The organism is Bradyrhizobium sp. SK17, from assembly GCF_002831585.1.
Lineage (GTDB): Bacteria > Pseudomonadota > Alphaproteobacteria > Rhizobiales > Xanthobacteraceae > Bradyrhizobium.
Map to the genome: position 1 here is coordinate 4998558 of NZ_CP025113.1, position 14320 is coordinate 5012877.

Sequence of the window (14320 nt, forward strand, 5' to 3'; positions counted from 1 at the left end):
GCGACATTGATTGTCCGTCATCTTTGCGTAGCCGGGGGCGCATGTATGGCGGCTGAACAAAACTCTCCGTGAGCGCGGCATTTGGTCGCCAAACCGGTCCATGACGGCGTGCATACGGGGAGTGCCGGGCTACCTTGGCGGCCGCTGGACATTTGGGGATTCAGGTGGCAATCAGAGCCCGGACAGCCTCGAACCGACGACCGGCCGCGCATGAAACAATTCCTGCTGAAATTCTTCACCTGGTGGAATGGCCAGACCTTTGGCACGCAATTGTGGACCTCGCGCTACGGCGAGCTGGTCGGCGAGGACGAGCAGGGCAACCGCTACTACCGCACCAAGGGCGGCGCGATCGACCCGACGCTGCATTTCGAGCGCCGCTGGGTGGTCTACAACGGCTATGCCGAAGCCTCCCGCATTCCGGCAGGCTGGCACGGCTGGATTCACCATACTACGGATGAGCCCCCGACCGAGCAGAACTACGCGGCCCGGGAGTGGGAGAAGCCGCATCTGCCGAACATGACCGGCACCGCGCAGGCCTACCGTCCGTCCGGCTCGACGCTGGCGAGCGGCCGCCGTCCCAAGGCAACCGGCGACTACCACGCCTGGACGCCCGGAAGCTGATCTCCGCACATAGCTGTTTCGGACACGCCGCCGCGTGATGCGGCGCGTGCACCGCACGCGTGCCTGTGGACAATGGTAACAGCGGGGACAGGCGCGGCGCGCTCGATGCTGCCCGCTTGCATCGCGCGCGGGTTCGCGGCTCAATCAAGTCATCTTACGGAGATGGGAGACCATCGCGTCGGATCGGGCTCCAGATCGCGACTGTCCCGATGAGCAGCGGCCTCCGAGTTGGATGCGGCCGGGAGATAGGCCCCCGGTACAGATGTCCTGAAATCGCCCGTGAATGTTGAGGCTACCGTGAGACAGGAAAGGCCGCCCGGGAAACCAGGCGGCCTTTTTCTTTGCGGCGTTCGGATCAGCCGAGGCGCGCTGCGGCGCGGCCCATCAATTCGCCGCGGCGCGCATGCGCCGGTCCCATCCGCTCTTTCATCAGGGCAAGGATTTCGGCCGGTGCGGTATCCGGCGAGCCGGCATTGAACGGCGGGGCCGGGTTGTATTCGAGTCGGAGCTGGATCGCTTCCGCGGTGCTGCGGTCGACAAGCTCCGATACCAGCGTCAGCGCGAAGTCGATGCCCGCGGTGACGCCGCCGCCGGTGAAGCGGTTGCGGTCGACGCAGACCCGCGTCTTGGTCGGGATGGCGCCGAACCCTGCCAGGAAATCGATCGCGCTCCAGTGCGTGGTGGCGCGATAGCCCTTGAGCAGCCCGGCCGCGCCGAGCACCAGCGATCCCGTACACACCGACGTGACGTACTTCGCCCCCTCGGCCTGCTTGCGCAGGAAGCCGAGCATCTCCTCGTCGCCGACCATGTCGTCGGTGCCGAAACCGCCGGGCACGCAGATCACGTCGAGCTGCGGGCAGTCGGCAAAGGTCGTGGTCGGCGTCAGCACCATGACCGAATCCGTCTGCACCGGCTCGATGCGCTTCCAGATCAAGTGCACCTTGGCGCCGGGCACCGAGGAGAACACCTGCAAGGGACCGGTCAGGTCGAGCTGGGTCACCTTCGGGAAGACGAGCAGTCCTATCTGCAACGGTTCGGTCATGGGAGCCTCCAAAATAGCGCTTGACGGAACCAGGATGGCATGATGGCCTCCCGTCCAAAATGGCGTATTTCCCTCATTTTCGGACGTAGCGTCGCGCGAAGCGCAGCGTCCCTTGCGAGGATTTGGCGATGATCGGCATGCTGATCTTTCCCGACTTCCAACTGCTCGACGCGGCCGGGCCGATCTCAGCCTTCGAGATCGCGGCGCGCTTCGCCAACAACCCGCCTGACATAAAGACCATCGCGGTGAAGGCCGGGCCGGTGCGCAGTTCATCCGGCGTCGAGATGCTGGCGCGCGGGTTCAGGCCGTCGGCGGCGATCACGACGCTGATCGTTGCCGGCGGCAATGGCGTGCGTACGCCGGCGACCTGTCCGACCACGCTGTCATTCGTGCGGCGAATGGCGGACCGCGGCATCCGGGTCGCCAGCGTCTGTTCGGGCGCCTATGTGCTGGCCGAGGCGGGCCTGCTCGACGGCCGCCGCGCCACCACGCATTGGCAGCGCACGCCGCATTTCGTGAAGAGCTATCCGAAGGTCAAGCTCGAGCCGGACCAGATCTTCGTCCGTGACGGCAATATCTGGAGTTCGGCCGGCATCACCGCCGGCATCGATCTCGCGCTGGCGATGATCACCGAGGACTACGGCGACGAGATCGCGCAGCACACCGCGCGGCAGCTCGTGCTGTACCACCGGCGCAGCGGCGGGCAGTCGCAGTTTTCCTCGCTGCTGGAGTTGAAGACGCCGAACGGACGGTTCGGGCCGCTGCTGGCCTGGGCGCGCGAGAATCTCAATGCGCCGCTGACGGTCGAGGACCTCGCCGACAAGGCCGGCATGAGTTCGCGGCATTTCACCCGCGCCTTCATCGCCGAGACCGGCATCACGCCGTCGAAAGCGGTCGAGCGGCTGAGAATTGAGGTGGCGCGGCAGCGCGTGCAGTCGTCGGGCGAGGCGATCGAGCGCGTCGCGGAGATTACTGGCTTCCGCGATCCCGAGCGGATGCGCCGCGCCTTCATCCGCGCCTTCGGCCAGCCGCCGCAATCGCTGCGTCGGGCCGCGCGGGTGGGGTAGGCAACCCAAAGCGTGATGAGACTGGGTCGAGATCGAGCAGCGTCGAAACTTCACCTCTCCCCGACGGAGAGAGGTGAACCGAGACAGCGCCAAGCCGATTTATCCAAAACTCATCCCGCTTTAGTGCGGGGCGTCGGGGTGCCAGCCGAGCAGGGCGAGCATCACGAAGAAGCCGACCACATAGGCCACCATGATCGGCCAGCCCTGGGTGATCCAGCGCACCACCGATTTGGCTTCCGGATACATGTTGGACACCGCAACCCCCGCCGACGAGCCGAACCAGACCATCGACCCGCCAAATCCGACTGCGTAGGCGAGAAAGCCCCAGTCGTAGCCGCCTTGCTTCAGCGCCAGCGCGGTGAGGGGAATGTTGTCGAACACCGACGAGACGAAGCCGAGCCCGAGCGCGGTCTGCCATGACGCGGCGGGCAGCTTCTCGACCGGCATCATCGAGGCCGCCGTCACCAGCGCGAGCAGGAACACGGTGCCCTTCAAGGTCTCCGGCATGACCGACCAGTCCGGCCGCCGCAGCAGCGCGGTGACCAGGATCGCGGCCCAGACCGCGAGGCCCAGCACCGGCAGCACATCGAGCAGCGCCGGGAATTTCAGGTTGGCCGTGACATTGGCGGTCAGCGCGGCGAGCAGGATCACCGCGACGATCGCAACCCGTGCCCAGTCGATCCTGAGGCCGGACGGCGCCTTCTTCACGATCGGCGAGAAACGGTGCTGTTGCAGCGAGGCCGGCACGGCGAACACCAGCATCGCGACAATGGCGGCGACATAGGCATCGACGACGCTGAGCGGACTGATGCCGGCGATCCACATCATCGTCGTCGTGGTGTCGCCGACCACGCTGCCGGCGCCGCCGGCATTCGAGGCGGCGACGATCGCCGCGAGATAGCCGATATGGACGCGGCCGCGGAACACATGCCGCGCCACGGTGCCGCCGATCAGCGCGGCCGCGATATTGTCGAGGAAGGCCGACAGCACGAACACGATCACCAGCAGGATCAGGCCGCCCTTCCAGTCATCGGGCAGCAGTGCCGGCATCTCGTCGGGGATGCGGCTGTCCTCGAAATGGCGGGACAGCAGCGCAAACCCCATCAGCAGCAGGAACAGGTTCGCGAGCGTGACCCACTCATGCTCCATGTGATGCACGAGGCCGGGCAAGCCGGCGCCGAATTTGGCAAAGCCTGCGAACAGCAGCTTGTAGGCGACGATCGCGGCAAGACCCGTCAACGCCACGGCCAGCGTGTGGTGATGGAAGATCGCGACGCCGAGCAGGGTCAGCGCGAACAGGATGAAATCGAGCGGGATTCCGTAGACGAGGATGGGCGCGAACAAGGCGGTCTCGATGGCTGGAGCGGGCGGCGGCGTGCGGCGCGTCCGGCCGCACTATCGCGCGGCGACCGGAAGTTCAAGGCGCACGATCGCCGCAACGCGCGGCGCGGCCCACCAGGGGTGATCGGGAGCGAACGGCAACGACGTCGCTCCCGATCTGGTCGTTCAACCCAGCGTCTTCAGCCAGGCGCTGATCTCGGTCACCGCGATGTTGGCCTGGTTGAGCAGCTTGCCCATGGTGAAGAAGCCGTGGAATTGGCCGGGGAAATGCCGGTAGGTCACCGGCACGCCGGCGTCCTTGAGGAATTTCGCGTACTCGTCGCCTTCATCGCGCAGCGGATCGGCGCCGGCGGTCAGCACATAGGCCGGCGGCAGTCCCGCAAAGCTCTTCGCGCGGGCGGGCGAGGCACGCCAGTCGGTGCTGTCGGCGTCGCCGAGATAGTGGTTGGCGAACCAGCCGATCACTGAGTGGGTCAGCAGGACGCTGGTCTCCGGCTCCCGGTGCGAGGCATGCTTCCGCGCGAAATCGGTGCCGGGGTAGACCAATAGCTGGGCGGCGAGCTTCGGTCCGCCGTCGCGGGCGGTCAGCGCCACCACGGCCGCGAGGTTGCCGCCGGCGCTGTCACCGCCGACGATCAGGCGCGCGGCGTCGATGCCGAGCTCCTTTGCGTTGGCGGCGACCCAACGGGTCGCGGTGACGGCGTCGTCCACCGCAGCGGGAAAACGGTGCTCGGGCGCGAGGCGATAGTCGACCGAGATCACGATCAACTCGCCTTCATGGGCGAGCTTCTGGCAGACCACCTCATGGGTATCGAGATCGCCGATCACCCAGCCGCCGCCATGGAAGAACACCAGGCACGGCGCGAGCCCGTTGATCTTGCGCAGCGTCTTCGGGGTGTAGATGCGGGCCGGGATCGTGCCGTGCGGGGCTGGGATCGCCAGCGCCTTGCTCGAGTCGAGCGCGGGCGCCTCGGGATTGGAGACGATTCGCGCGGCGCGATAATATTCGCGGGCTTCCGGCGCGGTCAGCGTTTCATAGGCGGGGCGGCCGGCCTCCTGGAAGGCCTTGAAGACGGCGGCGGCATCGGGATCGAGAACGACGGGCATGGGCGACAAACCTCGTTGTGGTGCTGGACTGAAATCTCAGGCGGCGGTGCGGCCGCCGTCGACGGTGTAGGCCGAGCCGGAGACGTAGCTGGCCTCGTCGGAAGCGAGGAACGCGACGATCGAGGCGACCTCGCGCGCCAGCCCGAGGCGGCGCGCCGGGATGCGATCGACGATCTTCTCGACCGGCGGCGGCGCGTTGCCGCCGGAGCGGCCCTGGAGGATGGTGCTCAGCATCCGGCTCTCGATCATGCCGGGACAGACGCAATTGACGCGCACCCCGGTGCCGCTGCATTCCCAGGCCGCGCTCTTGGTCAGCCCGATCACCGCGTGCTTGCTCGCGCTGTAGACCGCGATCATCGGCGATCCCACCAGGCCCGCGATCGAGGCGGTGTTGACGATGCTGCCCTTGTTCTGCTTCAGCATCACCGGCAGCACATGCTTCATGCCGAGGAAGACGCCGACGACGTTGACGTCGAGCACGCGGCGAAAGCTCTCCAGCGAATATTCCGGGATCGGCTTGATGTCACCTTCGATGCCGGCGTTGTTGTAGAAGGCGTCGATGGTGCCGAAGCGGTCCACCGCGGCACGGACATAGTCCTTGACCTCGGCCTCGTCGGTGACGTCGGCTGTGATCGCCAGCGCCTCGGCCGAGGCGGGCAGGTCCTTTATGGCGGCGGCAAGGTCGGCTTCCCTGCGGTCGACCGCGACGATCCGCGCACCGCGTTCGGCGAGCAACTGGAGCGTGGCGGTTCCGATGACGCCGGCAGCGCCGGTGACGACGGCAACCCGGCCGTCGAGCCTGATGCGATCTGGCATGTTGGGTTTCCTCTGGCTGGTCCGGTTCGATCCGGATTTTCCTGGTTTTCGCGCGGTGCGGCGCGCCTTCAGCGTGAGGACTATCACACGTGTTCCCGGGAGTGACCAGAGGGCGGCGAGGGCGTCGGGGAGGGTATCCTCGCGCCCTTTCCCCGCCGTATTCGGCGTGTTAACCGATGCCCTGCGAGCGGCCGATATCAAGGTAGACTGTCGCGAGCCCGATTCGCCCTCTAAAGCCGCGCGAGATGCTTCGAACCATTGCCCTGACTGGCTTTGCGGCCTTGATCGCCGCCTCAATCGTCGCGCTTGCGCCGCCTGCGCGCGCGCAGATCGGAACGATTTTCTCCGATCCCGCGCCGCGTCCGCCCGGCTCGATCCCGCGTGGTCAGGTGGCGCCGCCCAACGACGACGACGAGGAAGTGCCGGAACTGCCGCGCGGCCGCCTGTTGCCGCCGCCGAACCGGCCGTTGCCACCGGCGCAGGGCGTGCCGCCGCCCGGCAGCGTGCAGTCGCAGCCCTTGGCGCCGCCGCCCGGCTCGACCGTCGCGCCGCCCGGCACCCAGCCCGGCGTTGCGGTGCAGCCGCCGCAACCCGGCGGGCCGGCCGTTGCCAACCCGTTGCCCGGCCTGCCGCCGGGGCAGCGGCAGCCGAGGGGGACCCCGCAGGGCACGCAGCAGGGCGCCGTGCCGCCGCAGGCGCCGGCGACGTTGCAGCCGGGCGACGAGGTGGTGCAGGAGCCGCCCTCGACCAAGATCACCAACAAGAAGGCGAGCTTCTCCGGCCTCGACAAGATCACCGGACGCATCATCAATTTCGACGAGGATATCGGCGAGACCGTGCAGTTCGGCGCGCTGCGCGTGAAGACCGATGCCTGCTACACCAGGCCGTCGACGGAAGCTGCCAACACCGACGCCTTTGTCGAGGTCGACGAGATCACCTTGCAGGGCGAGGTGAAGCGGATCTTCTCGGGCTGGATGTTCGCGGCAAGCCCCGGCCTGCACGGCGTCGAGCATCCGATCTACGACATCTGGCTGACCGACTGCAAAGGGCCGGACCAGACCATCGTGACCGCCGCGCCCGATCCGCCGAAGGCGCCGACGCCGCCACCGCCGCCGGCCCAGAAGCGTGCGCCGCCGAAGCAGGCCGCGCCGCGCCCGCCGCCGCAGCCGCTGCCGCAATACCAGCAGCAGCCGCCACCTCCGCCGCCCCAGCAACAGCAGCGGCCAGGCGGCTTGTTCGGCGGTCTGTTCGGGAATTGATTGGGGGCCGTAGCCCGGATGAGCGAAGCGATATCCGGGACGGCTGGCCCCGCATGTCGCTTCGCTCATGCGGGCTACGCCTCTTGCATCCGGGTTACGAATTCAATTGCGCTCAGCGATGATCGCCAGCGCCTGCTCGCCCGTGACCGGCTGCGTGGTGTCGAGCTTGCGGAAATCCGCCGGCGCGCCCGATATCGCCTTGTCGAGCAGCGTGCGATAGCGGCGGCGCGAGATTTCGACCGCGCCGAACGTCTTGAGATGCTCGGTGACATATTGCGTGTCGAGCAGTTCGAAGCCGCCCGCGATCAGCCGTGCCACCAGATGCACCAGCGCGACCTTCGAGGCGTCGCGCGCGGTGTGGAACATGCTCTCGCCGAAGAAGGCGCGGCCGAGGCTGACGCCATAGAGCCCGCCGACCAGATTGTCGTCCTGCCAGACCTCGACGCTGTGGCAGTGGCCCGACGTGTATAGCCCGAGATAGAGATCGCGGATCCGCTTGTTGATCCAGGTGTCGTCGCGGCCCGGCTGCGGCGCCGCGCAGCCGGCGATCACGGCCTTGAATGCGGTATCGACGGTGACGGTGAAGGCATCCGAGCGCACGGTGCGCGCCAGGCGGGAGGCGACGCGGAAGCCGTCGAACGGAATCACGCCGCGCAATTCCGGCTCGACCCAGAACAGCGTCGGATCGTCGGCGCTCTCCGCCATCGGGAAGATACCGCAGGCATAGGCGCGCAGCAGCACCTCGGGCGTGATCTCGGAGGCGGCGGAGTCGCGTGACGTCATGACCGCGAGAATAGCAAAGCGCGACCGGTCTTGCGATGGGGGCTGCTACGGGGTCCTGACGTGTTGACGAAACCGATCGGTTCCTCCACAAGCCGCGCCATTCGGCTGCACTTGCCCGCGACGGGCGGCGCGGCCGTGCTAGATTGCAACAAAAAGATGGCGGCACCGCCCGGGACAGGCGGCTCGCACGCCCGACAAATCAAAACACGTGAGGGGACGCTGCATGAAATCGTCATGGCGGACGTTTGCGCCATTGCTGGTCTGGCTGGTGATCTATCTGGTCCCGGTGCCGGCCGGGCTGAACGCCAATCAGTGGCACTATTTCGCGGTGTTCGCCGCCGTCATCACCGGGCTGATCCTCGAATCGATGCCGGTCGGCGCGGTCGGATTGATCGGCCTCACCGTTGCCGGCGTCGGCGGCTATGTCGAGCCCGACCCGAACAAGTCGCTGCGCTGGATGCTGAGCGGCTTTTCCGAGAGCACGGTGTGGCTGATCGTCGGCGCCTTCGTGTTCTCGATCGGCTATCGCAAGAGTGGGCTCGGCCGCAGGCTGGCGCTGCTGCTGGTGCGCGGGCTCGGCCGGCGCACCATCGGGCTCGGCTATGCGGTGGCGTTCTCCGATCTGGTGCTGGCGCCGGCGACGCCGTCCAACACCGCGCGCTCGGGCGGCACGATCTATCCGATCGTCAGCAACATTCCGCGCATCTATGGCTCCGAGCCCGGCCCGACCGCAGGCAAGATCGGCACCTTCGTGATGTGGACGGCGTTCGCGACCACCGCCGTCACCAGTTCGCTGTTCCTGACCGCGCTGGCGCCGAATGCTGCGGCGCTCTCGATCGCCAAGAAGCTCGTCAATATCGAGGTCGGCTGGTCGCAATGGTTCATCGGCTTCGCGCCGCTCGGAATCCTGTTGCTGCTGCTGGTGCCGCTGCTCAGCTATGTGGTCTGCCGGCCGGAGATCAAGGAGAGCCCGGAGATCGTCACCTGGAGCCAAGGCGAGATCGCCAAGATGGGGCCGCCGTCGCGGCAGGAATGGATCATGGCGGTGCTGGTGCTGCTGGCGATGTTCCTGTGGATCTGCGGCTCCAATCCCAACATCAGCGTGCCGCTGCTCGGTTCGAACTTCATCAATGCGACCACCGTCGTGTTCGTGGTGATCTCGCTGATGCTGCTGACCGGCGTGATCGCGTTCGAGGACATCGTCGCGGAGAAGAGTGCCTGGGAGGTCTTCTTCTATTTCACCTCGCTGCTCACGCTGTCGTCGGGGCTCAACGAGATCGGCTTCATCAAATGGGTGGCCGAGGCGTACGCCAAGCCGCTCTCCGGCACGTCGCCGCTCGCCGGAATCATCCTGCTGGTGTCGTTCTTCTTCTGGATCCATTATTTCTTCTCGAGCATCACCTCGCATACGGCAGCCGTACTGCCGGTGGTGCTGGCGGTCGGCTCCAGCATTCCGGGCCTGCCGGTGCAGACCTTGATGCTGCTGTGCGTCTATTCGCTGGGGCTGATGGGCGTGATCTCGCCCTATGCCACCGGACCGGCGCCGATGTATTACGGCAGCGGCTATATCGGCAAAGGCGACTTCTGGAAGTTCGGGCTGATCTTCAGCGTGATCTACTTTGCCGGATTGTTGCTGATCGTGTTGCCCTGGCTACAGTCGATCGGGTAAAATAGCCACAATCCGGCGTGAAACAGCGCTCGACCGGGAAGGAGGGGCCATCCTTTCCGAATCTTAACGCGCTTTGTCAGACGGAAGCGTTCAAAATGCTTCCTCGCGTGCGGCGCGCGCCGGCTCTAGGGGACACATAGAGCTGCGCGAGCTCATTCGTGTTTCTTCGTGGGCAGGTTATGGACCAGCAGATCAAAGACCCGTCGATCGTCGCACCTGGACCCGTCAGGCGAGCGTCGCGCTGGCCGGGGATACTAACGGGATTGCTCGTACTGGCGGTGCTCGCCGGCATCGTCTGGTGGACGCGCCAGCAGGCCGCGCCGCAACAGGCCGGGGGCGGCCGCAATGCCGGGCCGATGTCGATCGTGCCGGAGACGATCGGCAAGGGCGATATCGGCGTCAGCCTCAATGCGCTCGGCACCGTGACCTCGCTCGCCACCGTGACGATCAGGAGCCAGATCAGCGGCTACCTGATGAAGATCGATTTCAAGGAAGGCGACGAGGTCAAGAAGGGTGACTTGATCGCCGAGATCGATTCGCGGCCCTATGAGGCGACGCTGGCGCAGGCCAAGGGCAATCTGGCGCGCGACGAGGCGCAGCTGAAGGGCGCCCAGGTCGATCTCACGCGCTACCAGAACCTCGCCACCCAGAACGCGGTGCCGCATCAAACGCTCGATACCCAGGTCGCGCTGGTCGCGCAGTATCAAGGCACGGTCGAAGCCGACCGCGCCGCCGTGAAGTCGGCCGAGGTGAACCTGGCGTATTGTCACATCGTGTCGCCGATCAACGGGCGGGTCGGACTGCGTCAGGTCGATCTCGGCAACTACGTGACGCCGGGCGACACCAATGGTCTGGTCGTGATCACGCAGCTCGAGCCGATCAGCGTGCTGTTCACGCTGCCGGAAGACAATCTGCAAGCGGTCAAGAAGCGGCTGAAGGAGGGCGCCGTGCTGCCGACGGCGGCCTATGACCGCAGCGGCGCCACCAAGCTCGCCGACGGCTCGCTCCAGACTTTCGACAGCCAGATCGATCCGACCACCGGCACGATCAAGCTGCGCGCCCAGTTCGAGAACCAGGATCGCTCGCTGTATCCGAACCAGTTCGTCAACATCCGCCTGCTGCTCGACACCCACAAGGACGCCACGACGATGTCGACGGCGGGAATCCAGCGCGGCGTCCCGGGCACCTTCGTCTACCTCGTCAATGCCGACAGCACGGTCTCGGTGCGGCCGGTGAAGCTCGGCGTCACCGATGGTGACCGGGTCGAGGTGCTGTCCGGGCTGGTGCCCGGCGACCGCGTCGTGATCGACGGCGCCGACAAGCTGCGCGAGGGCGCCAAGGTGGTGGTGCGCTCCGCGGCCGATACCGCCAGCCCGGCCGGCGCGGCGAAGGGGCCGGCCAGCGGGGGCGACAAGGCAGGCGGCACCGGAGACAGCAAGGCCGGCGCCGCTCCCGACAAGGCGGGAGGCGGCAAGCACAAACGGTCCGAGGACGGGCAGACCAAATGAACCCGTCTCGGCCATTCATCCTGCGGCCGGTGGCGACGACCCTGATGATGATCGCCATCATGCTGTCGGGCATGCTGGCGTTCAGATTTCTGCCGGTCGCGGCGTTGCCGGAGGTCGACTATCCGACCATCCAGGTTCAGACCTTCTATCCGGGCGCAAGCCCGGACGTGATGACGTCGTCGGTGACGGCGCCGCTCGAGGTCCAGTTCGGTCAGATGCCGAATTTGAACCAGATGAGCTCGGTGAGCTCCGCGGGCTCGTCGGTGATCACCCTGCAATTCGGCCTGTCGATCTCGCTCGACGTCGCCGAGCAGGAGGTGCAGGCCGCGATCAACGCCGCCGGCAATCTGCTGCCGACGGACCTGCCGGCGCCGCCGATCTACGCCAAGGTCAATCCGGCTGACGCGCCGATCCTCACCCTCGGTCTGACGTCGAAGACCATGCCGCTGACGCAGGTGCAGGACTTCGTCGACACAAGGCTGGCGCAGAAGATCTCGCAACTGCCCGGCGTCGGCCTCGTCAGCATCAGCGGCGGCCAGCGGCCCGCGGTGCGCATCCAGGCCGACATCCGCAAGCTCGCGGCCTACGGCCTCAACATCGACGATCTCCGCACCACGCTCGGCAATGCCAACGTCAACACGCCGAAGGGCAATTTCGATGGCCCGATGCGCGCCTACACGATCAACGCCAACGACCAGATCCGCAATGCCAGCGACTACCAGTCGCTGATCATCGCCTACAAGAACGGCTCGCCGGTCCGCCTGTCCGACGTCGGCAACGTCGTCGACGGCGCCCAGAACGACAAGCTCGGCGCCTGGATGAATGAGACGCCGGCGATCATCCTCAACATCCAGCGCCAGCCCGGCGCCAACGTCATCTCGGTCGTGCAAGGCATCAAGGACCTGCTGCCGCAATTGCAGGCGACGCTGCCGGCCGCGATCGACCTCAACATCCTGACCGACCGTACCGTGACGATCCGGGCCTCGGTCCGCGACGTCGAATACGAGCTGTCGCTGGCGGTGGTCCTGGTCGTGCTGGTGATCTTCGTGTTCCTGCGCTCGACCCGCGCCACGCTGATCCCGAGCCTGTCGGTGCCGCTCTCGCTGGTCGGCACGCTGGGAGCGATGTATCTGTTCGGCTTCAGCCTGAACAATCTGTCGCTGATGGCGCTGACGATCGCGACCGGCTTCGTGGTCGACGACGCCATCGTCGTGATCGAGAACATCTCGCGCTACATCGAGGAGGGCGAAAGCCCGCTCGAGGCGGCCCTGAAGGGCTCCGAGCAGATCGGCTTCACCATCATCTCGCTGACGGTGTCGCTGATCGCGGTGCTGATCCCGCTGTTGTTCATGGGCGACGTCGTCGGCCGCCTGTTCCGCGAATTCGCGATCACGCTGTCGGTCACGATCCTGATCTCCGCCGTGGTGTCGCTGACGCTGGTGCCGATGGCCTGCGCCAAGCTGCTGAAGCCGGAGAGCATGGCGCGCGAGAACACCTTCCAGCGGCTCAGCCGGGAAGGGTTCGACGCCATCATCGCGGTCTACGGCCGGATGCTCAACTGGGTGCTGGACCGACAGCCGCTGGTGCTGCTGGTGGCGCTCGCCACCTTCGGTCTCACCGCGCTGCTCTACGTCGTCATCCCCAAGGGCTTCTTTCCGGTGCAGGACACCGGCGTGATCCAGGCGATCTCCGAGGCGCCGCAATCGGTCTCCTACGCGGCGATGGCCGAGCGGCAGCAGCGGCTCGCCAGCGCGATCCTGAAGGACCCCGACGTCGAGAGCCTGTCGTCGTTCATCGGCGTCGACGGCACCAACACCACGCTCAACAGCGGCCGCATCCTGATCAATCTGAAGCCGCATGAGCAGCGCAAGGCCGGCGTCGCGACCGTGATGGACCGGATCAAGGCCAGCACGGCTGACCTGACCGGGATCACGCTCTACATGCAGCCGGTCCAGGACCTGACCATCGAAGGCACCGTGAGCCGGACGCAGTATCAGTTCATCTTGCAGGACGCCGATCCGAACGAACTCGCGGAATGGACGCCGAAGCTGGTCGACAAGCTGCGGGAACTGCCCGAGCTCGCCGATGTCAGCAGCGATATCGCAGCGCAAGGCCTTTCGGTGTTCGTGGACATCGACCGCGACCAGGCCGCCCGCTTCGGCATCACGCCGGCGACCATCGACAATGCGCTGTATGATTCCTACGGCCAGCGCATCGTCTCCACGGTGTTCACAAATTCGAACCAGTACCGGGTGATCCTGGAGGCCGATCCGTCGTTGCAGAATTCGCTGGATTCGCTGTCGTCGATCTATCTGCCGTCATCGGTGGGCTCGACGCCGGTGCCGCTATCCGTCATGGCCAAGATGCGGGTCGAGACCGCGCCGTTGCAGGTCTCGCATCTCGGCCAATTCCCGTCGGCGACCGTGTCGTTCAATCTCGCGCCGGGCGCCTCGCTCGGCGGCGCGGTGACCGCGATCAAGCAGGCGCAGCTCGACATCAACCAGCCGCTCGGCATGATCACGAGCTTCCAGGGCGCGGCGTTGGCGTTCCAATCGTCGCTCTCCAACCAGCTCTTCCTGATCCTGGCCGCGATCATCACGGTCTATATCGTGCTTGGCGTGCTCTATGAGAGCTTCATCCATCCGTTGACCATCCTCTCGACGCTGCCCTCGGCCGGCATCGGTGCGTTGCTGGCGCTGATGATGGCGGGGCAGGATCTCACCATCATCGCGATCATCGGCATCATCCTTTTGATCGGCATCGTGAAGAAGAACGCGATCATGATGATCGACTTCGCGCTCGATGCCGAGCGCAACGAGGGCAAGCCGCCGCGGGAGGCGATCTACCAGGCCTGCCTGTTGCGGTTCCGGCCGATCATCATGACGACGATGGCTGCCGTCCTCGGTGCGCTGCCGCTGATGATCGGCAGCGGCGCCGGCTCCGAGCTCCGCCACCCGCTCGGCATCTCCATCGTCGGCGGCCTCCTGGTGAGCCAGTTGCTGACCCTGTTCACGACGCCGGTGATCTATCTCTGGTTCGATCGGCTCGCGCTGCGGTTCGCCGGGCGCGGGAGCGAGGTCGGCGAGGCGAGCGGGTCGCGTTGAGCC

Annotated in this window: 11 protein-coding genes; 6 read left to right on the top strand and 5 right to left on the bottom strand. The window is 66.2% G+C overall.

What is annotated here, in order from left to right:
• Positions 1-210 precede the first annotated feature (210 nt).
• Positions 211-621: an NADH:ubiquinone oxidoreductase subunit NDUFA12 gene (locus tag CWS35_RS22955; protein WP_024578470.1), complete on the top strand. Its 411-nt coding sequence runs from the start codon at positions 211-213 to the stop codon at positions 619-621.
• 355 nt (positions 622-976) lie between these two features.
• Here the strand turns inward: CWS35_RS22955 and CWS35_RS22960 are convergent, their stop codons facing one another.
• Positions 977-1663 (bottom strand): DJ-1/PfpI family protein, encoded by a 687-nt coding sequence (locus CWS35_RS22960; protein ID WP_024578469.1) that lies wholly within the window; start codon positions 1661-1663, stop codon positions 977-979.
• A gap of 128 nt (positions 1664-1791) precedes the next feature.
• On the opposite strand from CWS35_RS22960, the gene CWS35_RS22965 reads away from it, so the two are divergent.
• Positions 1792-2730, top strand: a complete 939-nt coding sequence (locus CWS35_RS22965) for a GlxA family transcriptional regulator (protein ID WP_100953897.1) — start codon at positions 1792-1794, stop codon at positions 2728-2730.
• A 120-nt stretch (positions 2731-2850) separates the two neighbouring features.
• On the opposite strand, the gene CWS35_RS22970 is transcribed toward CWS35_RS22965, so the two are convergent.
• The 3 genes from CWS35_RS22970 to CWS35_RS22980 all read right to left on the bottom strand — a co-directional run bounded on the left by CWS35_RS22970 (position 2851) and on the right by CWS35_RS22980 (position 5994).
• Positions 2851-4074: an SLC13 family permease gene (locus CWS35_RS22970; protein WP_024578467.1), complete on the bottom strand. Its 1224-nt coding sequence runs from the start codon at positions 4072-4074 to the stop codon at positions 2851-2853.
• 162 nt (positions 4075-4236) lie between these two features.
• Positions 4237-5178, bottom strand: a complete 942-nt coding sequence (locus CWS35_RS22975; protein WP_100953899.1) for an alpha/beta hydrolase — start codon at positions 5176-5178, stop codon at positions 4237-4239.
• 36 nt (positions 5179-5214) lie between these two features.
• On the bottom strand, positions 5215-5994 hold the full coding sequence (locus CWS35_RS22980; RefSeq protein WP_100953901.1) for an SDR family NAD(P)-dependent oxidoreductase: 780 nt from the start codon (positions 5992-5994) through the stop codon (positions 5215-5217).
• A gap of 245 nt (positions 5995-6239) precedes the next feature.
• Here CWS35_RS22980 and CWS35_RS22985 point away from each other — a divergent pair, with 245 nt between their 5' ends.
• Positions 6240-7253 (top strand): DUF2155 domain-containing protein, encoded by a 1014-nt coding sequence (locus tag CWS35_RS22985; RefSeq protein ID WP_100953903.1) that lies wholly within the window; start codon positions 6240-6242, stop codon positions 7251-7253.
• A 102-nt stretch (positions 7254-7355) separates the two neighbouring features.
• Here the strand turns inward: CWS35_RS22985 and aat are convergent, their stop codons facing one another.
• Positions 7356-8036, bottom strand: a complete 681-nt coding sequence (gene aat / locus CWS35_RS22990) for a leucyl/phenylalanyl-tRNA--protein transferase (RefSeq protein WP_100953905.1) — start codon at positions 8034-8036, stop codon at positions 7356-7358.
• 223 nt (positions 8037-8259) lie between these two features.
• On the opposite strand from aat, the gene CWS35_RS22995 reads away from it, so the two are divergent.
• From CWS35_RS22995 to CWS35_RS23005, 3 genes are all read left to right on the top strand, one after another.
• Entirely contained in the window at positions 8260-9705 is a 1446-nt protein-coding gene (locus tag CWS35_RS22995) for a DASS family sodium-coupled anion symporter (RefSeq protein WP_100953907.1), read from the top strand.
• Between the two features lie 179 nt (positions 9706-9884).
• On the top strand, positions 9885-11213 hold the full coding sequence (locus CWS35_RS23000) for an MdtA/MuxA family multidrug efflux RND transporter periplasmic adaptor subunit (RefSeq protein WP_024578462.1): 1329 nt from the start codon (positions 9885-9887) through the stop codon (positions 11211-11213).
• On the top strand, positions 11210-14317 hold the full coding sequence (locus tag CWS35_RS23005) for an MdtB/MuxB family multidrug efflux RND transporter permease subunit (protein WP_024578461.1): 3108 nt from the start codon (positions 11210-11212) through the stop codon (positions 14315-14317). The genes CWS35_RS23000 and CWS35_RS23005 overlap by 4 nt, the downstream gene beginning before the upstream one ends.
• The last annotated feature ends 3 nt before the right edge of the window (positions 14318-14320 follow it).